At 69.4% G+C, this 26,713-nt stretch carries 27 protein-coding genes; 25 read left to right on the forward strand and 2 right to left on the reverse strand.

Annotated elements, in window-relative coordinates; all coding sequences use genetic code 11:
- Positions 1-48 precede the first annotated feature (48 nt).
- Positions 49-951, forward strand: coding sequence for a tRNA (adenine-N1)-methyltransferase (locus tag DEJ48_RS31820; RefSeq protein ID WP_055567236.1), 903 nt, complete (start codon positions 49-51; stop codon positions 949-951).
- A 216-nt stretch (positions 952-1,167) separates the two neighbouring features.
- Positions 1,168-1,755, forward strand: coding sequence for a hypothetical protein (locus DEJ48_RS31825; RefSeq protein ID WP_150219622.1), 588 nt, complete (start codon positions 1,168-1,170; stop codon positions 1,753-1,755).
- Between the two features lie 19 nt (positions 1,756-1,774).
- Here DEJ48_RS31825 and DEJ48_RS31830 read toward each other — a convergent pair whose 3' ends face one another.
- Positions 1,775-2,086 carry a ferredoxin gene (locus DEJ48_RS31830; RefSeq protein ID WP_150165892.1) on the reverse strand — a complete coding sequence of 104 codons (312 nt, stop codon included), beginning with the start codon at positions 2,084-2,086 and terminating at the stop codon, positions 1,775-1,777.
- A 254-nt stretch (positions 2,087-2,340) separates the two neighbouring features.
- On the opposite strand from DEJ48_RS31830, the gene arc reads away from it, so the two are divergent.
- The 6 genes from arc (at position 2,341) to prcA (ending at position 8,432) form a co-directional block, all read left to right on the forward strand.
- Positions 2,341-4,107, forward strand: a complete 1,767-nt coding sequence (arc, locus tag DEJ48_RS31840) for a proteasome ATPase (protein ID WP_150219623.1) — start codon at positions 2,341-2,343, stop codon at positions 4,105-4,107.
- Between the two features lie 213 nt (positions 4,108-4,320).
- Positions 4,321-5,832 (forward strand): depupylase/deamidase Dop, encoded by a 1,512-nt coding sequence (dop, locus tag DEJ48_RS31845; protein ID WP_150219624.1) that lies wholly within the window; start codon positions 4,321-4,323, stop codon positions 5,830-5,832.
- A 124-nt stretch (positions 5,833-5,956) separates the two neighbouring features.
- Complete coding sequence (locus tag DEJ48_RS31850; protein WP_150219625.1) at positions 5,957-6,175, forward strand: ubiquitin-like protein Pup; 219 nt, start codon at positions 5,957-5,959, stop codon at positions 6,173-6,175.
- Positions 6,176-6,296: 121 nt separating this feature from the next.
- Positions 6,297-6,809, forward strand: a complete 513-nt coding sequence (locus DEJ48_RS31855; protein WP_150221517.1) for an endonuclease VII domain-containing protein — start codon at positions 6,297-6,299, stop codon at positions 6,807-6,809.
- Positions 6,761-7,606, forward strand: a complete 846-nt coding sequence (prcB, locus tag DEJ48_RS31860; protein WP_150219626.1) for a proteasome subunit beta — start codon at positions 6,761-6,763, stop codon at positions 7,604-7,606. The genes DEJ48_RS31855 and prcB overlap by 49 nt, the downstream gene beginning before the upstream one ends.
- A 52-nt stretch (positions 7,607-7,658) precedes the next feature.
- Positions 7,659-8,432, forward strand: coding sequence for a proteasome subunit alpha (prcA, locus tag DEJ48_RS31865; RefSeq protein WP_150219627.1), 774 nt, complete (start codon positions 7,659-7,661; stop codon positions 8,430-8,432).
- Between the two features lie 67 nt (positions 8,433-8,499).
- On the opposite strand, the gene DEJ48_RS31870 is transcribed toward prcA, so the two are convergent.
- The gene (locus tag DEJ48_RS31870; protein ID WP_223832269.1) at positions 8,500-9,522 is read right to left on the reverse strand and encodes a LacI family DNA-binding transcriptional regulator; all 1,023 of its coding nucleotides are present in this window, start codon (positions 9,520-9,522) and stop codon (positions 8,500-8,502) included.
- Between the two features lie 124 nt (positions 9,523-9,646).
- Here DEJ48_RS31870 and DEJ48_RS31875 point away from each other — a divergent pair, with 124 nt between their 5' ends.
- The 17 genes from DEJ48_RS31875 to DEJ48_RS31955 all read left to right on the forward strand — a co-directional run bounded on the left by DEJ48_RS31875 (position 9,647) and on the right by DEJ48_RS31955 (position 26,710).
- Entirely contained in the window at positions 9,647-10,906 is a 1,260-nt protein-coding gene (locus DEJ48_RS31875) for an MFS transporter (RefSeq protein WP_150219629.1), read from the forward strand.
- Positions 10,907-10,915: 9 nt separating this feature from the next.
- Entirely contained in the window at positions 10,916-12,277 is a 1,362-nt protein-coding gene (gene pafA / locus DEJ48_RS31880; protein ID WP_055567245.1) for a Pup--protein ligase, read from the forward strand.
- Positions 12,278-12,415: 138 nt separating this feature from the next.
- On the forward strand, positions 12,416-13,417 hold the full coding sequence (locus tag DEJ48_RS31885; protein ID WP_150219630.1) for an FKBP-type peptidyl-prolyl cis-trans isomerase: 1,002 nt from the start codon (positions 12,416-12,418) through the stop codon (positions 13,415-13,417).
- A 60-nt stretch (positions 13,418-13,477) separates the two neighbouring features.
- A complete protein-coding gene (locus DEJ48_RS31890; protein WP_055567247.1) occupies positions 13,478-13,852 on the forward strand; it encodes an FKBP-type peptidyl-prolyl cis-trans isomerase in 375 nt (124 codons plus the stop codon).
- A gap of 134 nt (positions 13,853-13,986) precedes the next feature.
- The gene (locus DEJ48_RS31895) at positions 13,987-14,940 is read left to right on the forward strand and encodes a helix-turn-helix transcriptional regulator (protein ID WP_150219631.1); all 954 of its coding nucleotides are present in this window, start codon (positions 13,987-13,989) and stop codon (positions 14,938-14,940) included.
- An 18-nt stretch (positions 14,941-14,958) separates the two neighbouring features.
- Complete coding sequence (locus DEJ48_RS31900) at positions 14,959-15,954, forward strand: helix-turn-helix transcriptional regulator (RefSeq protein ID WP_150219632.1); 996 nt, start codon at positions 14,959-14,961, stop codon at positions 15,952-15,954.
- Between the two features lie 11 nt (positions 15,955-15,965).
- Positions 15,966-16,229: a hypothetical protein gene (locus tag DEJ48_RS31905; RefSeq protein WP_150221518.1), complete on the forward strand. Its 264-nt coding sequence runs from the start codon at positions 15,966-15,968 to the stop codon at positions 16,227-16,229.
- 9 nt (positions 16,230-16,238) lie between these two features.
- A complete protein-coding gene (locus DEJ48_RS31910) occupies positions 16,239-16,436 on the forward strand; it encodes a hypothetical protein (protein WP_150219633.1) in 198 nt (65 codons plus the stop codon).
- Positions 16,437-16,645: 209 nt separating this feature from the next.
- On the forward strand, positions 16,646-16,930 hold the full coding sequence (tatA, locus tag DEJ48_RS31915; protein WP_150165866.1) for a Sec-independent protein translocase subunit TatA: 285 nt from the start codon (positions 16,646-16,648) through the stop codon (positions 16,928-16,930).
- A 95-nt stretch (positions 16,931-17,025) separates the two neighbouring features.
- A complete protein-coding gene (gene tatC, locus DEJ48_RS31920; protein WP_150221519.1) occupies positions 17,026-17,919 on the forward strand; it encodes a twin-arginine translocase subunit TatC in 894 nt (297 codons plus the stop codon).
- 17 nt (positions 17,920-17,936) lie between these two features.
- Positions 17,937-18,827, forward strand: a complete 891-nt coding sequence (locus DEJ48_RS31925) for a diacylglycerol kinase (RefSeq protein WP_150219634.1) — start codon at positions 17,937-17,939, stop codon at positions 18,825-18,827.
- A 95-nt stretch (positions 18,828-18,922) separates the two neighbouring features.
- Positions 18,923-21,733, forward strand: a complete 2,811-nt coding sequence (locus tag DEJ48_RS31930) for a DEAD/DEAH box helicase (protein WP_150219635.1) — start codon at positions 18,923-18,925, stop codon at positions 21,731-21,733.
- A 366-nt stretch (positions 21,734-22,099) separates the two neighbouring features.
- Positions 22,100-23,758 (forward strand): sensor histidine kinase, encoded by a 1,659-nt coding sequence (locus DEJ48_RS31935; RefSeq protein ID WP_223832270.1) that lies wholly within the window; start codon positions 22,100-22,102, stop codon positions 23,756-23,758.
- The gene (locus DEJ48_RS31940; RefSeq protein ID WP_055556816.1) at positions 23,755-24,162 is read left to right on the forward strand and encodes a roadblock/LC7 domain-containing protein; all 408 of its coding nucleotides are present in this window, start codon (positions 23,755-23,757) and stop codon (positions 24,160-24,162) included. The genes DEJ48_RS31935 and DEJ48_RS31940 overlap by 4 nt, the downstream gene beginning before the upstream one ends.
- Positions 24,159-24,572 carry a DUF742 domain-containing protein gene (locus tag DEJ48_RS31945; protein ID WP_150219637.1) on the forward strand — a complete coding sequence of 138 codons (414 nt, stop codon included), beginning with the start codon at positions 24,159-24,161 and terminating at the stop codon, positions 24,570-24,572. Before DEJ48_RS31940 ends, DEJ48_RS31945 begins: the two co-directional genes overlap by 4 nt.
- A complete protein-coding gene (locus DEJ48_RS31950) occupies positions 24,553-25,176 on the forward strand; it encodes a GTP-binding protein (protein WP_150219638.1) in 624 nt (207 codons plus the stop codon). The genes DEJ48_RS31945 and DEJ48_RS31950 overlap by 20 nt, the downstream gene beginning before the upstream one ends.
- Positions 25,177-25,237: 61 nt before the next feature.
- On the forward strand, positions 25,238-26,710 hold the full coding sequence (locus DEJ48_RS31955) for a cytochrome P450 (protein WP_150219639.1): 1,473 nt from the start codon (positions 25,238-25,240) through the stop codon (positions 26,708-26,710).
- The last annotated feature ends 3 nt before the right edge of the window (positions 26,711-26,713 follow it).

The following is a 26,713-nucleotide window of genomic DNA, read 5'->3' on the forward strand; positions in this document are numbered from 1 at the left end:
CCCGCCCAGGTGGTCGGCGGCCCGCGCGGAGGCCGGTAGGCTGGTCACATGTCCGAACCGACCGGTGCCGCCCGCCGTCGCGGGCCCTTCAAGGTCGGGGACCAGGTCCAGCTCACCGACCCCAAGGGACGCCACTACACGTTCACGCTCGAGGCCGGGAAGAATTTCCACACCCACAAGGGTTCCTTCCCCCACGACGAGCTGATCGGCGCTCCCGAGGGCAGTGTTGTCCGAACCACGGGAAACGTCGCCTACCTGGCGCTGCGACCCCTGCTCCCCGACTACGTCCTGTCCATGCCCCGCGGCGCCGCCGTGGTCTACCCCAAGGACGCGGGGCAGATCCTGGCCTTCGCCGACATCTTCCCCGGCGCACGCGTCGTCGAGGCGGGCGTGGGCTCCGGCTCGCTGAGCAGCTTCCTGCTCCGCGCCATCGGCGACCAGGGCATGCTGCACTCCTACGAGCGCCGCGAGGACTTCGCCGAGATCGCCCAGCAGAACGTCGAGCGCTACTTCGGCGGACCGCACCCCGCCTGGCAGCTCACCGTCGGCGACCTCCAGGACAACCTCAGCGACACCGAGGTCGACCGGGTCATCCTCGACATGCTCGCCCCCTGGGAATGCCTCGAAGCCGTCTCCAAGGCACTCGTCCCCGGCGGCATCCTCTGCTGCTACGTCGCGACCACCACCCAGCTCGCCCGGACCGTCGAGTCCATCCGCGAGATCGGCGGCTTCAACGAGCCGACCGCCTGGGAATCGATGATCCGCAACTGGCACATCGAAGGCCTCGCCGTCCGCCCGGACCACCGCATGATCGGACACACCGGCTTCCTCCTCACCGCCCGCCGCCTCGCGGACGGCGTCGAGCCGCCCATGCGCCGCCGCCGCCCCGCCAAGGGCGCCTACGGCGAGGACTACTCAGGACCGAACGCCGACGGCGGCTCCCCGCGCTGACCCGCGCGGCACGCCCCGTCCAAAAAGCAGGCGCCGCCGCCGAGTTCCCTGACCGACCAGGGAACTCGGCGGCGGCGCCGTTTCGTTGACAGGGCACCAGCCCCGTACCCGAAGAACCGCGAGAACCACCGGACCCGGTGTTCCACCTCACTGTGACGTATGGCACGATGCTGGCCACCTCCCCACCGGCACAGCCCTCACAGGAGACCCTTCCCCGTGCAGCACCCCGCGGTCCCGGAACTGGCACACACCACCACCCGCCCCATCCACTGGCTGGCCACCGCGGCCGCACTCGCCGCCGTCGTCGCGGGCTCCGCCGTCCTGCAGCCCGACGCCGCCACCGCGGCCCAGACCGGCCCCAAGACCCACTCCAGGGCCGCCGCGGGCGCACCCGTCCCGGTCCCCGCGCCCGACCCCGCCGCCGTCGACTTCCCGATCGCCTGCGGCCCCGTCGACCCCGTGGTGAAGAAGAAGGCCTCCGGCGACCTCGACGGCGACGGCAGGCCCGAAACCGTCGCCGTCGTCCACTGCGAAGCCGGCTCCGGCACCCCGCCCGACGGCGTCTACGTGATCACCCGGCCCAAGACCGGCAAACCCCGCGTGGTCGCCACCCTCCTCGACCCCGAGGACCGACAGAACGTGACCGGCCTCGCCCTGCGCGACGGCGCCGTCACCGCGACCCTGCTCGGCTACTCCTCACCCGACGTGCCCCGCTGCTGCCCCGACCGGAAGGACAAGGCCAAGTGGCAGTGGAAGGACGGCACGTTCGAGCGCACCACCCCCGCAGGAGCACGCAGCGTGTGACACCGCCGCAGGGGTGAAATCAGGCCGCGTCGGGGCCGTACACCTCGACGCTGTCCGAAACGCGGCGCACATGAATGCAGTCGCCCGGACACTCCTTGGCCGAATCCACCACATCGTTGAGGAGCGTCAGCGGCACGGGCGTTGTCGCCCCAGGAGCCTGCAACAGCTCGTCGTCGGCGCTCTTCACATACGCCAGACCATCGATGTCCAGCTCGAAGACCTCAGGCGCGTACTGCGCACAGATGCCGTCCCCGGTACAGAGGTCCTGGTCGATCCAGACCTCCAGATCGTGGCCCTCACTGCCGGTCTCGGCCTCGTGCCGCACGGTCATCTCTCCTGCCGGTCTCTGCGCCGAGCGGCCCGACAATGCAGCAAGTCGGGCCAGCCCTGACGGGTGTTGAACGCTTCGACGATACAACCGCCCGCTTTCCGATGTTGTTGGGTGGGTATTCCCCTGGTGTGAGGGAGAGCGCAAGGGTGAAGATCGGACACACCCCCACCGTCTTTGTGATCTAGGGGTTTCAATCGACACCCACCCAGGTAGGGTCAGGAAGCGTCCAGCTCCCCTTGGAGGAGGTGAGGACCGTGGCAGCCCACGACGACGACATCAACCGCGGCATCCGGCCGGGGCGAGGGTCTGAAGACCCTGCCGGTCAGGTTGCCTATCTCGAGCAGGAAATCGCCGTCCTGCGACGCAAGCTCGCCGACTCTCCGCGTCATACGAGGATTCTCGAAGAGCGGATCGTCGAGCTGCAGACCAACCTGGCCGGCGTGTCCGCACAGAACGAGCGGCTCGCCAACACGCTCCGTGAGGCCCGCGACCAGATCGTGGCCCTCAAGGAGGAAGTCGACCGGCTCGCACAGCCACCGGCCGGCTTCGGAGTCTTCCTCGTGGCGAACGAGGACGGCACGGCGGACATCTTCACCGGGGGCCGCAAGCTCCGGGTGAACGTCAGCCCGAGCGTGGAGCTCGAAGAGCTCAGGCGCGGCCAGGAAGTCATGCTCAACGAAGCGCTCAACGTGGTCGAGGCCATGGAGTACGAGAGCGTCGGCGACATCGTCACCCTCAAGGAGATCCTCGAGGACGGCGACCGAGCCCTGGTGGTGGGACACACCGACGAAGAACGAGTGGTCCGGCTCGCCGAACCCCTCCTCGACGTCACCATCCGCCCGGGCGACGCCCTCCTTCTCGAACCCCGCTCCGGCTACGTCTACGAGGTCGTGCCCAAGAGCGAGGTCGAAGAGCTCGTCCTCGAAGAAGTCCCCGACATCAGCTACGAAAAGATCGGCGGCCTCGGCGGCCAGATCGAAATGATCCGGGACGCCGTCGAACTTCCGTACCTCTACCCCGACCTCTTCAAGGAGCACGAACTGCGGCCCCCCAAGGGTGTGCTGCTGTACGGGCCCCCCGGCTGCGGCAAAACGCTGATCGCGAAAGCCGTCGCCAATTCACTCGCCAAGAAGGTCGCCGAGGTGACCGGCCAGCCCGCGGGGAAGAGCTACTTCCTCAACATCAAGGGCCCCGAACTCCTCAACAAGTACGTCGGCGAGACCGAGCGCCACATCCGCCTGGTCTTCCAGCGTGCCCGTGAGAAGGCGAGCGAGGGCACCCCCGTCATCGTCTTCTTCGACGAGATGGAATCCCTCTTCCGCACCCGCGGATCCGGCGTCAGCTCGGACGTGGAGAACACCATCGTCCCCCAGCTGCTCGCCGAGATCGACGGCGTGGAAGGCCTGGAGAACGTCATCGTCATCGGCGCCTCCAACCGCGAGGACATGATCGACCCCGCGATCCTGCGCCCCGGACGACTCGACGTGAAGATCAAGATCGAGCGCCCGGACGCCCAGGCCGCGAAGGACATCTTCGCCAAGTACCTCACCGAACGGCTGCCGCTGCACGCCGACGACCTCGCCGAACACAGCGCCGACCGGCGCTCCACCGTGGACGGCATGATCCAGTCCGTCGTCGAGCAGATGTACGCCGAGTCCGAGGAGAACCGCTTCCTCGAGGTGACGTACGCGAACGGCGACAAGGAAGTCCTCTACTTCAAGGACTTCAATTCCGGCGCCATGATCGAGAACATCGTGGGCCGCGCCAAGAAGATGGCCATCAAGGCCTTCCTCGAAGCGAACCAGAAGGGCCTCCGGGTCGCTCACCTCCTCCAGGCTTGCATCGACGAGTTCAAGGAGAACGAGGACCTGCCCAACACCACCAACCCCGACGACTGGGCCAGGATCTCCGGAAAGAAGGGCGAACGGATCGTGTACATCCGCACCCTCGTCACCGGAAAGCAGGGCGCGGACACGGGACGCTCCATCGACACGGTGGCCAACACCGGTCAATACCTGTAGAACACAGGGCGGCTGCGGGTGTCCTTCACGGGTACCCGCAGCCGTCTGTTTTTCAATGACAGCAATGATCTCCCCACCAGCGCAAAGGCGTTCTAGGCTCTTCGGTACCGCCGAGTCGCGCAGTGCGGGGACGGGCACCGCACACGCACCGGAGCACCAGCGGTACTTGAGCGCCGTTCCCGAACGGGAGCGCCGCCGGGCAAGGAGGGCCGCATGACCGTACGGCGAGTAATGGGCATCGAGACGGAGTACGGCATCTCCGTCCCCGGCCACCCCAACGCCAATGCCATGCTCACCTCATCCCAGATCGTCAACGCCTACGCCGCGGCGATGCACCGGGCGCGACGCGCCCGCTGGGACTTCGAGGAAGAGAACCCGCTGCGGGACGCGCGGGGCTTCGACCTCGCCCGCGAGGCCGCCGACTCCAGCCAGCTGACCGACGAGGACATCGGCCTCGCCAACGTCATCCTCACCAACGGCGCACGCCTCTACGTCGACCACGCACACCCCGAATACAGCTCCCCGGAGATCACCAACCCCTGGGACGCCGTCCTCTGGGACAAGGCCGGCGAACGCATCATGGCCGAAGCCGCGGAACGCGCCGCGGCACTGCCCGGCGCCCAGCCGATCCACCTCTACAAGAACAACACCGACAACAAGGGCGCCTCCTACGGCACGCACGAGAACTACCTGATGAAGCGGGACACCCCCTTCTCCGACATCGTGCGGCACCTGACCCCCTTCTTCGTCTCCCGCCAGGTCGTCACCGGAGCGGGACGCGTCGGCATCGGCCAGGACGGCCACGAACATGGCTTCCAGCTCAGCCAGCGCGCCGACTACTTCGAAGTCGAGGTCGGCCTCGAGACCACCCTCAAGCGCCCCATCATCAACACCCGTGACGAACCCCACTCGGACGCCGAGAAGTACCGCAGGCTCCACGTCATCATCGGCGACGCCAACCTCTCCGAGATCTCGACGTACCTGAAGCTCGGCACCACCTCCCTCGTCCTCGCGATGATCGAGGAGGGCTTCATCGCGGTGGACCTGGCGGTCGACCAGCCCGTGCGCACCCTCCACCAGATCTCCCACGACCCGTCCCTCAAGCACCCCGTCACGCTGCGCAGCGGACGGTCACTCACCGCGGTGCAGCTCCAGATGGAGTACTTCGAGCTGGCCCGCAAATTCGTCGAGGAGCGGTACGGCTCCGACGCCGACGATCAGACGAAGGATGTCCTGTCCCGCTGGGAAGACGTCCTCGGCCGTCTGGAGAGCGACCCGATGAGCCTCTCCGGAGAGCTCGACTGGGTCGCCAAACGAGAACTCATGGAGGGCTACCGCCGACGCGACGACCTCGACTGGGACGCCGCGCGCCTCCACCTCGTCGACCTCCAGTACGCCGACGTACGGGCCGAGAAGGGCCTGTACAACCGCCTGGTGGCCCGGGGCAAGATGAAGCGGCTCCTCGACGAGGCGGACGTCGAGAGGGCCACCACGAAGCCGCCCGAGGACACGCGCGCGTACTTCCGCGGCCGCTGCCTCGAGCAGTACGCGGACGACGTGGCCGCGGCGTCCTGGGACTCGGTCATCTTCGACCTCCCGGGCCGTGACTCTCTGCAACGGGTCCCCACGCTGGAGCCCCTGCGCGGCACGAGGAACCACGTCAAGGAACTCCTGGACCGCTGCCGCACGGCAGAGGACCTGGTTCGGGTCCTCTCCGGCGGCTGAAAGGTCATCGGCGGGGGAATCACCAAGGTGGGTCCCGCACGTTGAGGCAACTGCGGGGCCGATGTCGGACCCGAAGCGTAGGGTCTGATCAAGAACGTCTAACCGAGCGAGCGGGGTGAGGTAGATGGCGACCAAGGACACCGGCGGCGGACAGCAGAAGGCGACGCGTCCCACCGAGGAGACCGAGGAGCAGACGCAGGACGCGCAGGCTTCGGAGGACCTCAAGGAACGCCAGGAGAAGCTGAGCGACGACGTCGACTCCGTTCTTGACGAAATTGACGATGTCCTAGAGGAGAACGCAGAGGATTTCGTTCGATCCTTCGTTCAGAAGGGTGGAGAGTGATTTCACCTTTGAATCGAAGGCGCTCTTCAGTTCGGCTGGAATTCGCGAGTTGACCGTGACGAAGCGGTGCTCGCGGTGCCAGGAGAGTAAGCCGGGTGCGGAGTTCGCCAGCAACCGTTCTATGCGGGATGGTCTCCAGGCCTACTGCCGAGGGTGTGCGGCGGCCTATCACCAGGAACGGCAGCTGGCTCGTGGCAAGAACGTGCGGCCGAAAGTTGCGGCGCCTGCCGGGCGCAAGTTCTGCCGCACGTGCGGGGAGATCAAGCCGCACAGCGAGTGGGACCGCAACCGAAGCGCCTCGGACGGTCTTGCCACACTCTGCAAGCCCTGCAAAGCGGTGAAGGGGCGGGCGGGCCATCTGAAGCGCCAGTACGGCATGACCGAGGCGGATCTCGATGAGTTGGTCGCTGCACAAGTCGGCGTCTGCTGTATCTGCTTGGCCGCCCCGGCGGTACATGTGGATCACTGCCACGACACGGGTAGGGTCCGAGGCGTACTGTGCTTCAGCTGCAACGCGGCGCTGGGGCAATTCAAGGATCGGCCGGACTCCATAAGGCGAGCGGCCGCATACGTGGAAGGAAACGCGTGGAAGCCAACACTCGTAGCACCGGGCGTCTACCAGCTGCCTTCCTGACGCCTGGTTCGTCGTCCTTCATGGACTTCCTGTCCGAGCATCAGCCCGAGATCCTCCCGGGCAACCGCCAACTGCCGCCCACGCAGGGCGTCATCGAGGCGCCGCACGGCACGACCATCGTGGCCGTGACGTTCCCCGGCGGTGTCGTCCTCGCCGGCGACCGGCGGGCGACGATGGGCAACGTCATCGCGCAGCGCGACATCGAGAAGGTGTTCCCGGCCGATGAGTACTCGGCGGTGGGCATCGCCGGTACGGCGGGTCTGGCCGTGGAGATGGTGAAGCTCTTCCAGCTGGAGCTGGAGCACTTCGAGAAGGTGGAGGGGGCCACGCTCTCACTGGAGGGCAAGGCGAACCGGCTCTCCACGATGATCCGCAGCAACCTCGGCATGGCCATGCAGGGCCTCGCCGTGGTCCCGCTCTTCGCGGGGTTCGACGTGGATCGCGAGAAGGGCCGCATCTTCTCGTACGACGTCACGGGCGGGCGTTCGGAGGAGCACGGTTTCGCGGCGACCGGTTCGGGTTCGGTCTTCGCGCGCGGTGCGATGAAGAAGCTCTACCACGACGGTCTGACCGAGGAGCAGGCGACGACGCTGGTCGTCCAGGCGTTGTACGACGCCGCGGACGACGACTCGGCGACGGGCGGCCCGGACATGGCGCGGCGGATCTTCCCCATCGTCACCGTGATTTCCGACGAGGGGTTCCGCAGGCTGACGAATGACGAGTCGTCCGCCATTGCGCGTTCGATCCTGGAGAAGCGTCTGGAGCAGCCGGACGGCCCGCGGGCCGCGCTGCTCTGAGCGTTCCGTATTCGCCACTGACTGAAGTTTTTGACAGAAAGGGACGGATCCGGTGTCGACGCCGTTCTATGTCTCACCCCAGCAGGCCATGGCCGACCGGGCGGAATACGCCCGGAAGGGCATCGCCCGTGGCCGCAGCCTTGTCGTGATGCAGTTTGCCGACGGCATCGTGTTCGTCGGCGAGAACCCGTCCCGTGCGCTGCACAAGTTCAGCGAGATCTACGACCGGATCGGCTTCGCGGCCGCCGGCAAGTACAACGAGTACGAGAATCTGCGGATCGGCGGTGTGCGGTATGCCGACCTCCGTGGTTACACGTACGACCGTGATGATGTGACGGCCCGTGGTCTGGCGAACGTGTACGCGCAGACGCTCGGCACGATTTTCTCCAGCAACGCGGAGAAGCCGTACGAGGTGGAGCTGGTGGTGGCCGAGGTCGGCACCACGGCTGACGGCGATCAGATCTATCGCCTGCCGCATGACGGTTCGATCGTGGATGAGCACGGTTCGGTCGCGGTCGGTGGCAATGCCGAGCAGATCAGCAGCTATCTCGATCAGCGTCACCGGGACGGGATGACGCTGGCGGAGGCGCTGAAGCTCGCCGTGCAGGCGCTGTCCCGGGACACCAACGGCAGTGAGCGGGAGATCCCCGCGGAGCGGCTCGAGGTGGCGGTGCTCGACCGGACGCGGCCTCAGCAGCGCAAGTTCAAGCGGATCGTGGGCCGTCAGTTGTCGCGGCTCCTGGACGAGGGCGGCGCGACGGACGCGCCGACCGACGCGGACGCGGACGCCGGGCCGACGCAGCAGTCGGGTGGCGACGTCGAGTAGTCCGCGCGGGTGTGCGCCCCGTGTTCCGGCCTCAGGGCCGGGGCGCGGGGCGCTTTTCCGTGTGCGGTCAGTGTGTGGGGCCCGTGGAGCCGCGTACGACGAGTTCGACGGGGAGCGGTGTGGCGTCGGGCTCGCGGCCTTCCAGGACGGCGACGAGGGACTCCATGGCGCGCTCGCCGAAGCGTTCGGCGGGGAGTCGGACCGTGGTGAGTTCGGGTTCGACGGCGGTCGCGAGGGTGAGGTCGTCGAAGCCGGTCACCGAGACGTCCTCGGGGACGCGCAGGCCGAGCCGTCGTGCCGCCTTGCAGGCGCCGGCGGAGAGGAAGTCGTCGTCGCAGACGATGGCGGTGGGGCGGGGGCCGGGCCCGGACAGGGCGGCTTCGGCGACGGCGCGGGCGCCTTCGACGTTCAGTGGGGCGGCGACGCGGCGTACGGCGGTGTCGGTGCCGCGGAGGGTGCGGGCGAGGGCTTCGGCGCGTACGTCGAAGGTCCAGGAGTCGACGTCGGCGGCGAGGTGGAGGAAGTCGCGGTGGCCGAGGCCCAGCAGATGCTCCGTCACCTGGCGCATGCCGTCGGAGAGGTCGAGGTTGACGGTGGCGGCGCCGAGGCTGTCCGCGGGGTCGCTGTCGAGCATGACGAGGGGGAGGTCGTCGCCGCGGATGGTGGCGAGGGCCTCGGAGGCCATGGAGGAGGCGAGGACGCCGTCGAGGGAGGCGCGGGCGGAGGCGAAGGGGTCGCGGGCGGGGCCGATGCCGTCGGGGGAGGGGTAGAGGACGACGCCGAAGCCGTGGCGGGCGGCGATGCGGGCGACTCCGGTGTAGACGTGGGCGAAGAACTCGTTGGTGAGTTCGGGGACGACGAGGAGTGCTGTGCGGGTGCGGCCGAGGCGGAGGTTGCGGGCGGCGAGGTTGGGGCGGTAGCCGAGTTCGCGTGCGGCGGTGCGGACGCGTTCGGCGGTGGGTTCGGCGACGCGGCCGCGCCATTTGTCGCCGAGGACGAGGGAGACGGTGGCCTGGGAGACGCCGGCGGCGCGTGCGACGTCGCGGCTGGTGGGGCGTGGGGCTCCGGCTTCCTGTAGTGGCCCGGCCACTGTCACCTCCCGTTCTGGTGCGGACCCGCGGATGTGGACCGGCGGGCTGGGCTCATGGTACGTATGACGCCGGACGTTATACGTAACACCTCGGCTCGGCGGCGCGGGGAGAGAGCGGGAGAGCATGGCTGCGGGATATGTGGAGATCCTCCGGACGCGTCATGCGACGCGGCTGCTGGCGGGGACGCTGGTGGGCCGGCTGCCGAACGCGACGGCGGCGATCGCGATCGTGCTGTTCATCCGGGCGGAGGGCGGCACGTACAGCCTGGCCGGCGCGCTGGCCGCGGTGTACGGCGTGGCCAACGCGGTCGGCCAGCCGCTGCTCGGGCGTCTGGTGGACCTGCACGGCCAGCCGCGCGTCCAGCTGCCCGCCGCGCTGCTCTCCGCGCTCGGCATGGCGCTGTTCGCCTTCACGGGACCGGACCAGTTGGCGCTCGCCTATGTGGCGGTGGCGGCCGCGGGGCTGTTCACGCCGCCTCTGGAGGGCGGTCTGCGGGCGCTGTGGCCGAGTGTCCTCGGCAAGGAGGAGCACGTCCACACCGCGTACGCGATGGACGCCATAGCCCAGGAAGTGATGTTCACCGTCGGACCGTTGCTGGTGACCGGATGTGTGGCGCTGTGGTCGGAGCGGGCGGCGCTGCTCGTCGTCAACGCGGTGGGTGTGCTGGGTGCCCTCTCCGTGGTGGTGTCCCGGCCCTCGCGCGCGTGGCGTTCGGAGCCGAGGGAGGCGCACTGGCTCGGGGCGCTGCGCTCGCGCGGGCTGCTCGCGCTCCTCGGTGCGTTCCTGTTCATCGGGATGGCGCTGGGTTCCATCACGGTCGCGGGCGTGTCGTACGCGGACGGGAACGGTGGTGACGCGGTCTACGGATGGATGATGGCGGCGCTCGGGCTCGGTGCGCTGGTCGGCGGGGCCGTCTACGGGGCGCGGCAGTGGAGTGGTGTGCCGGAGAAGCGGCTGAGCGTCCTGGTGGCGTTGCTGGCCGTCTGCTACTGGCCGTTGACGTTGACTCCGGGGGCGGTGGCCATGACGGCGCTGGCGGCGCTCGCCGGTGTGTTTCTCGCGCCGGCGCTCGCGTGTGCGTTCATCATCGTGGACCGGCATGCTCCGCGCGGCACGGTGACGGAGGCGTTCTCGTGGCTGGTGACGACGTTCACGGTGGGCGCGTCCTTGGGGACGGCGGCCGCGGGGCCGGTGGTGGAGTGGGGCGGGACGGCGTGGGGGTTCGCGGTGCCGGGCCTTGCCGGAGCGGCCGCGTCGGTGGTTCTGCTGGCGACGGCGCGGGTACTCGTGGTGGCCGGAGAATCCGGGGTTGTTGCGGGTTCATCGGAAAATGATCGAAACGGTGCTGCCGAACCCGGTTTCAGTGCCCCGCATCAGGCGTAATGTTCAGTCATGGACCGCCGCATTTTCGGGCTGGAGAACGAGTACGGCGTCACATGCACGTTCAGGGGACAGCGCCGTCTGTCGCCTGACGAGGTGGCGCGCTACCTCTTCCGCCGTGTTGTGTCATGGGGCCGCAGCAGCAACGTCTTTCTGCGGAACGGCGCCCGCCTCTATCTTGACGTGGGATCACATCCGGAATACGCGACACCGGAATGTGACAACGTGACCGAGCTGGTCACCCACGACAAAGCGGGCGAGCGCATTCTGGAAGGCCTGCTCGTCGACGCCGAACGCCGCCTGCACGAGGAGGGAATCGCGGGCGACGTCTATCTTTTCAAGAACAACACCGATTCGGCGGGAAACTCCTACGGGTGCCACGAGAACTACCTGGTGGCCCGTCACGGGGAGTTCTCCCGGCTCGCGGACATCCTCATCCCGTTCCTCGTCACCCGGCAGCTGCTGTGCGGCGCGGGCAAGGTGCTGCAGACTCCGCGCGGCGCCGTGTACTGCGTGAGCCAGCGTGCCGAGCACATCTGGGAAGGGGTGTCCTCCGCGACCACCCGTTCCCGGCCGATCATCAACACCCGCGACGAACCGCACGCGGACGCCGAGCGGTACCGCAGGCTCCACGTCATCGTGGGTGACTCGAACATGTCCGAGACGACCATGCTCCTCAAGGTCGGCGCCACCGATCTGGTGCTGCGCATGATCGAGGCGGGCACCGTCATGCGGGACCTCACTCTGGAGAACCCGATCAGGGCCATCCGCGAGGTCTCCCACGACATCACGGGCCGCCGCAAGGTGCGCCTGGCCAGCGGCCGCGAGGCCTCGGCCCTCGAAGTGCAGCGCGAGTACTACGAGAAGGCGGTGGACTTCGTCGACCGCCGCGGCATCCGCACCGGGACGGTCGAGCAGGTCCTGGAGCTGTGGGGCCGCACGCTGGACGCGATCGAGTCGGAGGACCTCGACCGCATCGGCACCGAGATCGACTGGGTCATGAAGTACAAGCTCATCGAGCGGTACCGGGCGAAGAACAACATGACCATGTCGCATCCGCGGGTCGCGCAGATAGACCTCGCGTACCACGACATCCACCGTCGGCGGGGGCTGTACTACCTCCTGGAGAAGAAGGGGCAAGCCGCCCGGATCTGCAACGACTTGAAGATCTTCGAGGGCAAGTCGGTGCCGCCGCAGACGACCCGCGCGCGGCTGCGCGGCGACTTCATCCGGCGGGCGCAGGAGCAGCGCCGTGACTTCACGGTCGACTGGGTCCACCTCAAGCTCAACGACCAGGCACAGCGCACGGTGTTGTGCAAGGACCCCTTCCGGTCGGTGGACGACCGGGTGGAGAAGCTGATCGCCGGTATGTGACCCATGTGGCCCCAACGTCCCGTGTGGCGTTGTGGGAACGCAACACGGGCGCCGTACGTTCCTCGTACGGCGCCCTTCTCACGCCGTAGAGTTGCGCGCACGCCAACCCACAAGATCGACCGATACGAGGCCCCCACCGTGCGCCGACGCTCACTTCTCCTTGCCGTCCCGGCCGGCCTGCTCACGCTGGCAGGCTGTGGTGACGACAAGACCGACAAGGCCGACAAGACCAAGCCCAGTGACAGCCCGACCAACGACTCCTCGAAGCCGCCGACCGCGAAGATCGTGGACGGACCGCTGCCCGAGATCACGAAGGGCACGAAGTTCGGTCAGAAGCCGACCGTCGCCAAGGGCTCGGGCAAGCCGTCCTCCGACCTCGCCGTGAAGACCCTCATCGAGGGCAAGGGCAAGGAGGTCGTGAAGGGCGACTATCTGCAGGCCAACTACCTCGGCCAGATCTGGGCGACGGCCAAGGTCTTCGACAACTCGTACGACCGGGGCAACCCCACGGTCTTCCCGATCGGCACCGGCCAGGTCATCCCCGGCTGGGACCAGGCGCTGGTCGGCAAGAAGCTCGACAGCCGTGTGGAGCTCGCCATCCCGCCGAAGATGGGTTACGGCGAGGAGGGCAACAAGCAGGCGGGCATCAAGGGCACGGACACCCTCGTGTTCGTCGTCGACCTCGTGGGCACCTTCTCCGCCACCAGCTCCGCGAAGGGCAAGGAGGTGGCGCAGTCCAACAAGGACCTGCCCAAGGTCGGCACGAACACGGACGGCAAGGCCCCCTCCGTCGACGTCCCGAAGACCAAGCCGCCGAAGAAGCTCGTCGCTTCGTACGTGCTGGAGGGCGACGGTGACGAGGTCAAGGAGACCGACAGCCTCCTGTGCCAGTACAAGGGCGTGCTGTGGGCCGACGGCAAGGAGTTCGACTCCTCGTACAAGCGCAAGCAGCTCGCGTCGTTCCAGCTCGCTCAGGTCGTCAAGGGCTGGGCGCAGGGTCTGACCGGCAAGAAGGTCGGCAGCCGCGTCCTCATCGTCATCCCCCCGGAGCTGGGGTACGGGGACCAGCCCCCGCAGGGCAGCTCCATCAAGAAGGACTCCACCCTGATCTTCACCGTGGACATCCTCGCGAAGATGTGACGTCCTCAGGGATGCAAGACTGTCCGCGCTGACCTTTCGTATCAAAGCAGGAGCATTTTCGTGAGCATTGACAAGCCCGAGGTCGACTTCCCCGTCGGCGAGCCGCCGGCCGACCTTCAGATCAAGGACATCTGGGAGGGTGACGGCGCGGTCGCCAAGGCGGGCGACTTCGTCAAGGTCCACTACGTGGGCGTCGCCTTCAGCACGGGCGAGGAGTTCGACGCGAGCTGGAACCGCGGCAACCCGCTGGAGTTCCAGCTCGGTGCCGGTCAGGTCATCTCCGGCTGGGACCAGGGCGTGCAGGGCATGAAGGTGGGTGGCCGGCGCGAGCTGACCATCCCGGCCCACCTCGCGTACGGCGACCGCGGTGCCGGCGGCGGCCGTATCGCCCCCGGCGAGACGCTGATCTTCGTCTGCGATCTGGTCTCCGTCTGAGGACGTCTGTGACCTGATCCTTTCGCCGAGGGTCCATGCCTGTCCGGCATGGGCCCTCGGCTTTTGCCCGGACACCCCGGGGCGGTACGGTCATCGGTCGGAAGCACAATCTGAACAGCCGAGAAAGGGCGTCGATGGCCATTGCCAAGGCCGAGCGGCTGATGAATCTTGCGCTGTGCCTGCTCGGGACCCGGCGGCCGCTCAGCAAGCGGGAGCTGCGCGAGTCGATCGAGGCCTATCTGGAGGCGGGGTCGGACGACAGCTTCAACCGGATGTTCGAGCGCGACAAGGACGATCTGCGCGAGCTGGGCCTGGTCATCGAGACCGTGGAGAACCTGGAAGGGGAGGTCGGCTACCTCGCCCGCCGCGACAGTAACCGACTGCCCGCCATCACCCTGGACGCCGAGGAGGCCGCGGCGCTCGGTCTGGCCGCGAAGGTCTGGCAGCAGGCCCGCCTCGCCGGTGCCGCCAGCGGCGCCCTGCAGAAGCTGCGCGCCGCGGGGCTGCCCGAGGACGTCGACCCGTACGGGTCGCACAGCGCCCTGGAGCCGCGGATCCCCGCGCACGAGGCGTCCTTCGAGCCGTTGATGCTCGCCTGCCGGGACCGCCGCCCCGTCGTCTTCGACTACCGCAAGGCCACCGCCGCCCGCCCCGAGCAGCGCCACGTCGAGCCGTGGGCGCTGGAGTGCTGGCGCGGCCACTGGTACCTGGCGGGCTGGGACAGGGACCGGGGCGCCGAGCGCGTGTTCCGCCTCTCGCGCATCACCGGGAAGGTGCGGGCCCGCGCGGGCAAGTACACCGCCGACGTCCCGGATGTCGTCACGGTCCGCGAGACCGTCGCGGGCTGGGCGGGGGAGACCGCCGACCGCACCGCCCTGATCCGGCTGCGCACGGACGCCGGCTATCCGCTGCGCGCCAAGGCCGTCGCGGTGCAGGCGGGCGACGACGGGTGGGACGAGTTGGAGATTCCGTACGGCCACGGCCTCGACGCGTGGCTGGTGGAGTTCGGGCCCGATGTGGTGGTCCTCGAGCCCGCCGAGCTGCGGGCCGACGTCGTGGACCGGCTGCGTGCCGTGGCCAAGGGCTGAGGGGGAGCGGACAGAGCAATGGCCTCGAACGCCATCGACCAGACGCGGCGGATGCTGTCGCTGGTGACCTATCTGCGGGAGCGTCCCGGGGCGCACGTCGGCGACGTCGCCCGCGCCTTCGGGATCAGCACCGACGAGCTGATCTCCGATCTCGACGTGCTGCCGCTGTGCGGGACCAGTTTCCGCGGCGGCGACCTCCTGGACATCGACACCGACGGCGACCGCATCTGGTGGCACAACCCCGACGACGTGGCGGCGCCGCTGCGCCTGGCCGCCGACGAGGCGACCGCCCTGCTGGTCGCCGCCCGTGCCGTGTCCACCCTGCCCGGCCTGCGCGAGAGCGACCGCCTCGCGCTGCTGCGCGCCACCGCGAAGCTGGAGACCGCGGCCGGTGAGGCGGCGGGTGCCAGCTCCCGGCTCTCCGTGACGTTCGAGTCCGAGGGCGGCGTCTTCGCCGACGTCGACCGGGCCATCTCCGAGCGGCGCAGGCTCTGGATCCGCTACTACTCGCCGGCGCGCGACGAGCTCACCGAGCGGGAGATCGACCCCATCCGCCTGGTGAGCGTCGGCCACACCTACGTGGAGGCGTGGTGCCGTCGCTCCGAGGCGCGGCGCACCTTCCGCCTGGACCGGGTCGCCGAGATCAAGATCCTGGACGAGCCGTCCGCGCCGCCCGAGGTGGAGCTGCGCGACCTCTCCGAAGGGCTCGTGCAGCCCGCCGCCGAGGACCCCGAGGTGGTCGTCGAGGTGGGCCCCGGTGGCCGCTGGGTCGCCGAGTACTACCCGCACGACAGCGCCGATGAGCTGCCCGACGGCGGCCTGCGGATCACGCTGCGCACCCCGGACCCCGCCTCGCTGCGGCGCCTCGCGCTGCGGCTCGGCAGGGACGGGCGGATCGTGTCCCCGGCCCAGCTCGCCGACAGCGCGCGCGAGGCGGCCCGCGAGGCCCTCGACGCGTACGAGCGGGAACCGGCGGCGTACGAGGAACACGACGGTCAGGAGGCGGGGCGTTGAGCACACCGACGATGTCCGGACTTCCGGGGGTGCCCTCGCAGCGGTCCGCCGCCGCGCCCGTCCTCTTCACGGCGGCCTGCCCCGACTGCCGTGCCCGCTTCGAGCTGTCCGCGGGGGCGCTGCGCCTCGCGATCGGCGCGAGCGCCCGCACCACCTTCTACTCGTTCACGTGCCCGGAGTGCGAGGCGGCGGTGCGCAAGCCCGCGGGGGAGCGGATCGTCGAACTCCTCACCGGTGGCGGGGTGCGGACGCTGCGCCTGCACTCGACCGTCTAGGCTCGGCGCATGTTCTGGGCGATGCTCGCGATCGCGGCGGGCTTCTTGGGTCTCGCCGTCCTCGGCGTATTGGCGATCAAGGTGTTTGTGGAGGCGCAGCGTCTCGCTCGTCAAGTGACCGAGACCACACGGCAGATCAACCGGGCGGCGGAGGACCTGGAGAGGGCAGCGGCCGGTGTGGCCCGTGCGGGCCGCGGGGCTCTTTAGCGTCCGCGGCCTGTCAACTCCCGGAGGTGGGCGGGTACGCTGCGAATACGGCCCGGGATCGAGGCGGGGGCCGTACTCGGAGTATGCGCGGGGATTGCCGAGCGTTTACCCCGGGGGGTTACGATCGCTGCCAGCGCGGGAGATCGGATATATGTCCGGTCTGCCGAGCAACCAGACTCCTGTCGCCTCGGTGAAGAAGGTAAACAGCTATGGGTAGGCTCGGCCCCACCGAGATCATTCTCATCCTCGTCGTCATCGTCCTGCTCTTCGGTGCCAAGAAGCTGCCGGACATGGCGCGCTCCCTCGGCAAGTCGGCCCGCATCCTCAAGAGCGAGGCCAAGGCCATGAAGTCCGAGAGCAAGGACGACACCGCCGCTCCGGCCGACCCGCCGAGCGACCCGGCCGTCCAGAAGCGCACGATCCAGGCTGCCCCCGGCGACGTGACCAGCTCCCGCCCGGTCACCGAGCCGACCGACCGTACGACGCAGCGCTGATCCAAGGCCGGCGCCGACGGCCGGCCTGCCGCACGAGATGAGGACGTGGGTTGCTCAAGTCTGCCCGCAAGAAGGAGAAGGACCCCGAGGGGCGGATGTCCCTCGCGGAGCACCTTCGCGAGCTCCGCAACCGGCTCGCCAAGGGGCTCCTCGCCATCACGGTCGTGTCGATCGTGGCGGCGTTCTACAGCCAGGAGCTGATGGAGTTCCTGGCTGATCCCGTGCCGCGCTGCGAGCCGGGCATGAAGGAGACGGGTGGCCACTGCGCGACCGTGACCTTCAACGACCTGCTCTCGCCCTTCACCACCACGGTGAAGGTCAGTCTCATGGTCGGCATAATCGTCTCCAGCCCGATCTGGCTGTATCAGCTGTGGGCGTTCGTCGCGCCGGGTCTGCACAAGAACGAGCGCAAGTACACGTACTGGTTCGTGTCCGCCGCGGTGCCGCTCTTCTTCGCGGGCGCCTGGCTGGCCTACACGATCCTCCCCGTCAGCATGCGCGTCCTGCTCGGCATCACGCCCGACGGCGCGGCGAACCTGCTGCCGATGGACAAGATCCTCGACTTCACCGTCAGGATGGTCCTCGTCTTCGGAGCCTCGTTCGAGCTGCCGCTGCTGCTGGTGATGCTCAACATGACGGGCATGGTGACCGGTCGCCGCATGGCCACGTGGTGGCGCGGCGTCGTGATGGGCGTCTTCATCTTCGGCGCGGTGGCGACCCCGACGACCGACCCGGTCGGCATGATCGCGCTCGCGGGACCGATCGTCGTCCTGTACTTCATCGCGGTCGGCATCTCCCTCCTCAACGACAGGCGCCGCCGCCGCAACGACCCCGACGCCGAGCTCGACGACGACGAGGCGTCCGACCTCGACCTGACGCCGCAGGACGTCGACGAGGTCGAATCGGTGCGGCCGCCCCGTGCGCTGCCCGAGCAGGCGGGCACCGGACGCAGCGATCAGCGCGTGAACGGTTTCGACGACGTGACCTGACCTTGTAGGGTCCGGCCGTGACCAGCGAGATCACCCTCTTCGTCAATCCCACCGCGGGCCGCGGCCGGGGCGCTCACGCAGCGCAACCGGCCGCTTCCGCTTTGCGGGCCCGCGGCTTCTCCGTGCGAACGGTCATCGGCGAGGACGCCCCCGACGCGCTACGACGGGCCCGTGCGGCCGTCGAGGGCGGCACGGGGGCCCTCATAGCCGTCGGCGGCGACGGCATGGCGAGCCTCGCGCTGCAGGCCGTCGCCGGGACGCGCACCCCGCTGGGGGTGATCGCCGTGGGGACCGGCAACGACTTCGCGCGGGCCCTCGGCCTGCCCGTGCGGGAGCCCGCCGCTGCCGGGGAGATCGTGGCCGAGGCACTCAAGGGGGCGCGCACGCGCGACGTCGACCTGGGGAGGGTGGACGGGACGTGGTTCGGGACGGTCCTCGCCTCCGGCTTCGATTCGCGGGTCAACGACCGCGGCAACCGGATGCGGTGGCCCACCGGGCGCTTCAAGTACGACCTGGCGATGGTCGCGGAGCTGGCGGCGTTCAAGCCGATCCCGTACCGCATCACGCTGGACGGCGGCGACGTCCACGAGGTCGAGGCCACGCTCGTCGCGGTCGGCAACGGCACCTCGTACGGCGGCGGCATGCGGATCTGTGCCGGGGCCGACATGAGCGACGGCCTGTTCGATGTCACCGTGGTCGGCGACTGCAGCCGCACGACGCTCCTCAAGGTCTTCCCGCGGGTCTACAAGGGAACGCACCTGGACCATCCGAAGGTGACCGTGCACCGCGCGGCGCGGGTCGAGCTCGCGGCACCCGGCATCACCGGCTACGCGGACGGGGAGCCGCTCGGCGCGCTGCCGCTGACCGCGGAGTGCGTGCCGGGAGCCGTGCGCGTCCTCGGGCCGTGAGCGCCGCGGCGCACGCCGTGTGAGCTGGCACGTTCCAGCACCGTTCGGATAATGATCGTCCGTTGTCGGTGGTGGCCGGTAGTCTCGAAAGCACGATGACAGAGGACCTCTCACCGGCCGAGCGGTACGCGGCGGCGCGCAAGCGCGCTGCCGAGCAGGCCACCGCACTCGCGTCCTTCCGCGAGATGTACGAATTCGGCCTCGACCCCTTCCAGATCGAGGCGTGCCAGGCGTTGGAGGCGGGCAAGGGCGTGCTCGTGGCCGCCCCCACGGGCTCGGGCAAGACGATCGTCGGCGAGTTCGCCGTGCACCTGGCCCTGCTCCAGGGCAAGAAGTGTTTCTACACCACGCCGATCAAGGCGCTCTCCAACCAGAAGTACTCCGACCTCGCCAAGCGGTACGGCGCGGACAAGGTGGGCCTGCTCACCGGCGACAACAGCGTCAACAGCGACGCCCCGGTGGTCGTCATGACCACCGAAGTCCTGCGGAACATGCTGTATTCGGGCTCGCAGGCGCTGCTGAACCTCGGCTATGTGGTCATGGACGAGGTGCACTACCTCTCCGACCGCTTCCGCGGCGCCGTCTGGGAGGAAGTGATCATCCACCTCCAGGAGTCGGTCACGCTGGTCTCCCTGTCGGCCACGGTGTCGAACGCGGAGGAGTTCGGCGACTGGCTCGACACGGTGCGCGGCGACACCCAGGTGATCGTCTCCGAGCACCGGCCCGTGCCGCTGTTCCAGCACGTGCTCGCCGGGCGCCGGATGTACGACCTCTTCGAGGAGGGCGAGGGCCGGAAGAAGACGGTCAACCCCGACCTCACGCGCATGGCGCGGATGGAGGCCAGCCGCTCGTACAACCCGCGCGACCGCCGCAAGGGCAAGATGATCCGCGAGGCCGACCGCGAGCGGGAGCGCCGCCAGCGGTCACGGATCTGGACGCCCGGCCGCCCCGAGGTCATCGAGCGGCTCGACGCCGAGGGCCTGCTGCCCGCCATCACGTTCATCTTCAGCCGGGCGGCCTGCGAGGCCGCGGTCCAGCAGTGTCTGTACGCGGGGCTCAGGCTGAACGACGACGAGGCGCGCATGACGGTCCGTGGGATCGTCGAGGAGCGCACGTCCTCGATCCCGAACGAGGACCTCCATGTCCTTGGGTACTACGAATGGCTGGAGGGCCTGGAGCGCGGCATCGCGGCGCACCACGCGGGCATGCTGCCGACCTTCAAGGAGGTCGTCGAGGAGCTGTTCGTGCGCGGCCTGGTCAAGGCCGTCTTCGCCACCGAGACCCTCGCGCTGGGCATCAACATGCCCGCCCGCAGTGTGGTGTTGGAGAAGCTCGTCAAGTGGAACGGCGAGCAGCACGCCGACATCACCCCGGGTGAGTACACGCAGTTGACGGGCCGTGCCGGGCGTCGCGGGATCGACGTGGAGGGGCACGCGGTGGTGCTGTGGCAGCGTGCCATGAGCCCCGAGCACCTGGCGGGCCTCGCCGGCACGCGCACGTACCCGCTGCGGTCCAGCTTCAAGCCGTCGTACAACATGGCGGTGAACCTGGTCGAGCAGTTCGGGCGGCACCGCTCGCGCGAGCTCCTGGAGACGTCGTTCGCGCAGTTCCAGGCCGACAAGTCGGTCGTCGGCATCTCCCGCCAGGTGCAGAAGAACGAGACGGGCCTGGAGGGCTACAAGGCCTCCATGACCTGCCACCTGGGTGACTTCGACGAGTACGCGCGGCTGCGCCGCGAGTTGAAGGACAGGGAGAACGAGCTCGCCAAGCAGGGCGCGGCCCAGCGCAGGGCCGCGGCTGCCACCGCCCTGGAGAAGCTGAAGCCGGGCGATGTCATCCACGTGCCGACGGGGAAGTACGCGGGCCTGGCGCTCGTCCTCGACCCGGGACTGCCCGCGGGGCGGGCCAACGGTCACCGCGGTTTCGACCACGTCGACGGGCCGCGGCCGCTGGTGCTCACGGCCGAGCGGCAGGTCAAGCGCCTCGCGGCCATGGACTTCCCGGTGCCGGTCGAGGCGCTGGAGCGGATGCGCATCCCGAAGTCGTTCAACGCGCGCTCCCCGCAGTCCCGCAGGGACCTGGCGTCCGCGTTGCGCACCAAGGCCGGGCACATCGTCCCGGACCGGCACCGCAAGGGGCGCGCGACGGCCGCCGACGACCAAGAGATCGCACGTCTGCGCGCGGAGCTGCGCGCGCACCCCTGCCACGGCTGCGACGAGCGCGAGGACCACGCGCGCTGGGCCGAGCGGTATCACCGCCTCAAGCGTGACACCGCGCAGCTGGAGCGCCGCATCGAGGGGCGTACGAACACGATCGCCCGCACCTTCGACCGGATCGTCGCGCTCCTGACCGAGCTCGACTATCTGCGGGGCGACGAGGTCACCGAGCACGGCAAGCGGCTCGCCCGGTTGTACGGGGAGCTGGATCTGCTGGCCAGCGAGTGTCTGCGGGCCGGCGTGTGGGAGGGGCTGAGCCCGGCCGAACTGGCCGCGTGTGTCTCCGCGTTGGTGTACGAGGCGCGGGTCGGCGACGACGCGCTCGCGCCCAAGCTGCCGTCGGGCGCGGCGAAGGCGGCGCTCGGCGAGATGGTGCGCATCTGGGGCCGTCTTGACGGTCTGGAGGAAGAGTTCAAGATCAGTCAGACGGAGGGTGTCGGCCAGCGGGAGCCGGACCTCGGCTTCGCCTGGGCGGCGTTCATGTGGGCCAACGACAAGGGTCTGGACGAGGTGCTGCGCGAGGCGGAGATGCCGGCCGGTGACTTCGTGCGCTGGTGCAAGCAGGTCATCGATGTCCTCGGGCAGATTTCCGCCGCGGCTCCCCGTGAGGGCAGCACGGTGGCGAAGAACGCCCGCAAGGCCGTCGACCAGCTCCTGCGGGGTGTGGTGGCGTACAGCTCGGTGGGCTGAGCCGGACCCTGTCGCGCCACGGGCGCGTTCCTCGACCAACTCGGTCGTGGGGCGCGCCCGTTCGGCGTTTCACGACGTTTTCGAGGTGTCACTCCATGTGTTCGAACGATCGCCAGCTGTGCAAAAGAGCAGAGTGTATGCCTCCCGGTGTGCCCGGTGCAGAGGGTTGCCGAATATGACTCGACGATGATTCCGGCGGACTAAGCTCGCCCGGAGCGCGCCGAGTTGAACGAGTTGCGACTGATTCGCGCGCTTGTTCCCAAAACTTTCGATCGTACGTTTCGTCATCCCCCCAATGTTCTGTCGTTTCCCCAAGACGTCACACGAGACGTCACATCCCCCAAGACGAGTGTTCAGAGGGCATACATGGTGAGTGTTCAATCGCCTCCCGGTGGCCGAGAAGTCCCTTACGCGCGCGTGTTGTTGCTGCCCGCCATATTGATGGCCGCGGCGACCGGAGCCGCCGTCGCCTCGGTGGCGCCGCCGTCCCGGCCCGCCGTCACCTGGTGCGGCGCCGTCGCGACCCTCATGGTCATCGCGGTCGGCGCCGAAGCGGTGCGCCGCGGCCGGACCATCCGGGGGCAGCGCACGCAGTACGCACAGCGGCTCGCCTTCCTCGAACGGCGCATCGCATCCCACGACGAGGAGACCGTGCGCCTGGGCAGGGAGCTCCTGCCCGACGCGCTGTGGCGGCTCCGGCAGGGCGAGTCGCCCGCGGAAGTCGTCCGCAACGTCGTCGACCGCAACGAGGCATACAGCGAACTCCCCGACTCGCAGCGCGACTTGCTCCGTTCCGTCCTCGAGACCCTGGACCGCGAGGAAGCGATGCGCGAATCCGCGCAGCGCGCCTTCGTGAACATCGCCCGGCGCGTCCAGTCGATCGTCCACCAGCAGGCCGCGGAACTCCGCGAGATGGAGGAGTTCCACGGACGCAACCCCGAGGTCTTCGACGACCTGCTGCGCATCGACCACGGCACCGCGCTGATCGGCCGGCTCGCCGACTCCATCGCGGTGCTCGGCGGCGCACGCCCGGGCCGCCAGTGGCCCAAGCCCGTACCGCTGTTCAGCGTGCTGCGCGGCGCGATGTCCCGCATCCTCGACTACCCGCGCGTGGAGCTGCACTCGATCGCCGACGTCGCGATCCTCGGGACGTCCGTCGAACCGCTCATCCACGCCTGCGCCGAACTCCTCGACAACGCCACCCGGTACTCGCCCCCGCAGACCAAGGTGCACGTCACCGCCGTCGAGGTGCAGACCGGCATCGCCGTCGAGATCGAGGACGGCGGCGTCAGCCTCAGCGAGGAGGCACGGGCCCGCGCCGAACGCATGCTGGCGCAGGCACAGGCCGGCATCGACCTCAACGACCTCGGTGAGACGCCCCGCCTCGGCATGGCCGTCGTGGGCCGCCTCTCGCAGATGTACAACCTCCAGGTCTCCCTGCGCCAGTCCGCGTACGGCGGGGTCCGCGCGGTGCTCATCGTGCCGCGCGAGATGATGACCACCGGGCCCGCGCCCGGCCTCGCCCACGGCATCGGCGCCTCCGCCGTGCCCCGCGTCGACAACAGCGGCCGCACCATCGAGGAGCCGGCCCGCAACATCCGCCGCAAGAAGCCCCGCGTCGTCACCGCGGGCCCGCCGCTGCGCTCCCCGCTCACCGCGACCGCGACCGTGGAGGACGACGTCCCCGAGGTCACCGAATGGACGTCCGGCGGCCTGCCGCAGCGCCGCAGCCGCGTCAAGATCTCCCTCGCCGAGCGGTACGCGCAGGAGGCCGAGGCCCAGCGGATCGCCGAGGCCCACGCCGCGGCCACCGCACCGCCGCCCGCGCCGCCCAAGCGGGAGGAACCCGAACCGGGCCTGTGGATCGAGGCGTTCATGAAGGGCGTCAAGGGCGACCCCGCCGACACCGACCCGCTGCCGCCGCACGCAGCCACCCCGGAGGGAACCGCCGCGGACGGCTCCCACCCTCCGCGAGGAACCAACCGGAACAACCACGGCAGCGCCGACGAGAGGGACTGGCAGTGATCCAGCAACGCGCCAACTTCGACTGGATGCTGAAGGAGCTCGCCGACGGAGTGCCGCAGACCCGGCAGATCGTGGTGCTCTCCGCGGACGGTCTGCGCATCGCGCGCTACGGCGGCGACCCGGACGCGGCCGACCGCATCGCCGCGGCCTGCGCGGGTCTGCAGAGCCTCGCCGCCGCCGTCGCCACCGAGATCCCGCACAGCGACGGCGGCATGAAGATGGTCATCATCGAGATCAACGGCGGCTACTTCTACCTGATGGCCGCGGGCGCGGGCGCCTACCTCGCCGTACTCGCCGACGAGACCGTCGACGCGGGCCTCATCGGCACCCGCATGCGCGACCTCGTCGTACGCATCGGGGCGCACCTGACCAGCCCGCCCCGGCGTGACGGGCAGGCCGTATGACTCCTCCGCAAGACTCCCCACGCGGCCCGCAACAGGGCGATGTCCCGCCGCAGGGCGACGCGCCTCCCCAGCGGGAGCGCCGCAGCCCCGACAACCCGGAGCGGCTGTACATCCTCACGGGCGAGGACTCCGAGCGTGCGCCGCTCGACCTCGTCACCCTGATCGTCGCGCAGGGCGAGGCGTCCCCGACGGCGCAGCCGGAACACTCGGCGGTCCTGCGGCTGTGCACGAGGCCGCTGTCCGTCGCCGAGTTGTCGGCCTACATGTCGCTGCCGTTCTCCGTCGTGACCGTCGTCCTGACGGAGTTACTCGCGACCGACCTCGTGCAGGCGCGCGCCCCCGTCGTCCGCTCCGCGCTCCCCGACCGATCCCTCCTCGAAGCGGTGATGCATGGACTTCAGAAACTCTAGGAACACGGACACGATCACCGGCCCCCGCAGTGAGGACGTCCTGCCGCACACGGCCGCGGCCGCCGTGAAGGTCGTGATCGTGGGCGGGTTCGGGGTCGGCAAGACGACGATGGTCGGTTCGGTGAGCGAGATCCGCCCGCTGACCACCGAGGAGACGATGACCCAGGCGGGCATCGGCGTCGACGACAACTACGGGTCCGAGTCCAAGACGGCCACCACCGTGGCGATGGACTTCGGCCGCATCAGCATCTCCGAGGAGCTCGTCCTCTACCTCTTCGGGACCCCCGGCCAGGAGCGCTTCTGGTTCCTGTGGAACGGCCTCTTCGAGGGGGCGCTCGGCGCGGTCGTGCTCATCGACACGCGCCGCCTGGAGGTCAGCTTCGACGTCATCGGCCGCCTGGAGGAGCGCGGCGTGCCGTTCGTCGTCGCCGTCAACGACTTCCCCGACGCGCCCCACCATCCGGTCGAGACCCTGCGCAGGGCGCTCGACCTGGAGGCGATCGTGCCGATCATGGCGTGCGACGCCCGCCGCAAGGAGTCCAGCAGGGACGTCCTGATGACGCTGATGCGCTACCTCCACTCCCTGACCGTGGCCCGCGTCTGACCGTGCCCCCATCCGTACCCAGCCACCCGCACCCCCCTCAGCGAAACCCGGAGCGACGACCGTGACGACCCCTCCCCCTTCCCGCTGGGCCGGCACCGACGACCTCGGTGCCGCACCGCCCGGCTGCCCCGCCCACGGCCTCGGCCCCGGCGGCCTGCACCGCATCCATGGCCCCGAGGCGGACGCCGACCTCGCGGGCCTGTACGAGAAGCTGCGCGCCGAGCACGGCCCGGTCGCGCCCGTGCTGATCCACAACGACGTGCCGATGTGGGTGGTGCTCGGCCACAGCGAGAACCTCCACATGGTCCGCACCCCCTCGCAGTACACCCGCGACTCGCGCACCTGGCGGGCCGTGCAGGACGGCAGCGCGGGCCTCGACCACCCGCTCGCACCCGTCTTCACCTGGCAGCCGATGTGCAGCTTCGTCGAGGGCGACGAACACCAGCGGCTGCGCGGCGCGGTCACCGGCGCCATGTCCGGCATCGACCACCGGGGCATCCGCCGCTACATCAACCGCTACACGAACCACCTGCTCAACGACTTCTGCCAGGACGGCCACGCCGACCTCGTCAGCCGGTTCGCCGAGCACCTGCCGATGATGGTGATGTGCCACGTCCTCGGCATGCCCGAGGAGTACAACGAGCGGATGGTGCAGTCCGCCCGCGACATGATCAAGGGCACCGAGACCGCCATCGCGAGCAACGCGTACGTGATGGAGGTCCTGATGGGGCTGGTGGCGCGGCGCCGCGCCAACCCCGAGGAGGACTTCACCAGCAGCCTCATCGCCCACCCCGCGCAGCTCACCGACGACGAGGTCGGCGCGCACCTGCGGCTCGTGCTCATCGCCGCGTACGAGGCCACCGCCAACCTCATCGCGAACGTCGTGCGGATGGTCCTCACCGACCCGCGCTTCAGGGCGCAGCTCAGCGGCGGGCAGATGACGGTTCCCGAGGCGGTCGAGCAGTCCCTGTGGGACGAGCCACCGTTCAGCGCGATGGTCGGCTACTTCGCGAAGCAGGACACTCAGCTCGGCGGGCAGCAGATCCGTGCGGGCGACGGGCTGATCATGGGCATCGCGCCGGGCAACGTCGACCCGGTCGTCCGGCCCGACCTCGCGGCCAACATGCAGGGCAACCGCTCGCACCTCGCGTTCAGCGGCGGCCCGCACGAGTGCCCGGGCCAGGACATCGGCCGCGCCATCGCCGACACCGGCGTAGACGCGCTTCTGATGCGCCTGCCGGACGTCGAACTCGCCATCGACGAGCGTGATCTGCGGTGGACGTCGTCGATCATGTCGCGGCACCTCGTTGAGCTGCCGGTGAAGTTCGCGCCGCGCCCGCCGCAGGACGTCATGGCCCGGCCCTCGGCGCAGCTGCCGCCCCCGCGCAGGGACTGGCAGGTGTCGTCCCCGGCACCGCACGCCCCGGCCGTCCCACCGGCGTCGGTGCCCGCTCCGGCCCCGGCCCCGGCTCCCGAGGCCGTTCGCCCCAAGGGCGCGTGGCAGCGCTTCCTGACCTGGTGGCGCGGCTACTGATAC

This window comes from Streptomyces venezuelae, from assembly GCF_008642315.1.
In the GTDB taxonomy this organism is placed as follows: domain Bacteria; phylum Actinomycetota; class Actinomycetes; order Streptomycetales; family Streptomycetaceae; genus Streptomyces; species Streptomyces venezuelae_D.

Bases quoted from the DNA above. Each gene is read 5' to 3' on its own strand.
- DEJ48_RS31910 (WP_150219633.1), top strand. From the start codon at position 16,239: ATGTTCTGGGCGATGCTCGCGATCGCGGCGGGCTTCTTGGGTCTCGCC.
- DEJ48_RS31900 (WP_150219632.1), top strand. From the start codon at position 14,959: ATGGCCTCGAACGCCATCGACCAGACGCGGCGGATGCTGTCGCTGGTG.
- DEJ48_RS31850 (WP_150219625.1), top strand. From the start codon at position 5,957: ATGGCGACCAAGGACACCGGCGGCGGACAGCAGAAGGCGACGCGTCCC.
- tatC (WP_150221519.1), top strand. From the start codon at position 17,026: ATGTCCCTCGCGGAGCACCTTCGCGAGCTCCGCAACCGGCTCGCCAAG.
- dop (WP_150219624.1), top strand. From the start codon at position 4,321: ATGACCGTACGGCGAGTAATGGGCATCGAGACGGAGTACGGCATCTCC.
- DEJ48_RS31945 (WP_150219637.1), top strand. From the start codon at position 24,159: ATGACTCCTCCGCAAGACTCCCCACGCGGCCCGCAACAGGGCGATGTC.
- DEJ48_RS31930 (WP_150219635.1), top strand. From the start codon at position 18,923: ATGACAGAGGACCTCTCACCGGCCGAGCGGTACGCGGCGGCGCGCAAG.
- DEJ48_RS31950 (WP_150219638.1), top strand. From the start codon at position 24,553: ATGGACTTCAGAAACTCTAGGAACACGGACACGATCACCGGCCCCCGC.
- DEJ48_RS31895 (WP_150219631.1), top strand. From the start codon at position 13,987: ATGGCCATTGCCAAGGCCGAGCGGCTGATGAATCTTGCGCTGTGCCTG.
- DEJ48_RS31905 (WP_150221518.1), top strand. From the start codon at position 15,966: ATGTCCGGACTTCCGGGGGTGCCCTCGCAGCGGTCCGCCGCCGCGCCC.
- DEJ48_RS31855 (WP_150221517.1), top strand. From the start codon at position 6,297: ATGCGGGATGGTCTCCAGGCCTACTGCCGAGGGTGTGCGGCGGCCTAT.
- DEJ48_RS31820 (WP_055567236.1), top strand. From the start codon at position 49: ATGTCCGAACCGACCGGTGCCGCCCGCCGTCGCGGGCCCTTCAAGGTC.
- DEJ48_RS31935 (WP_223832270.1), top strand. From the start codon at position 22,100: ATGGTGAGTGTTCAATCGCCTCCCGGTGGCCGAGAAGTCCCTTACGCG.
- pafA (WP_055567245.1), top strand. From the start codon at position 10,916: ATGGACCGCCGCATTTTCGGGCTGGAGAACGAGTACGGCGTCACATGC.
- DEJ48_RS31830 (WP_150165892.1), bottom strand. From the start codon at position 2,086: ATGACCGTGCGGCACGAGGCCGAGACCGGCAGTGAGGGCCACGATCTG.
- tatA (WP_150165866.1), top strand. From the start codon at position 16,646: ATGGGTAGGCTCGGCCCCACCGAGATCATTCTCATCCTCGTCGTCATC.
- DEJ48_RS31875 (WP_150219629.1), top strand. From the start codon at position 9,647: ATGGCTGCGGGATATGTGGAGATCCTCCGGACGCGTCATGCGACGCGG.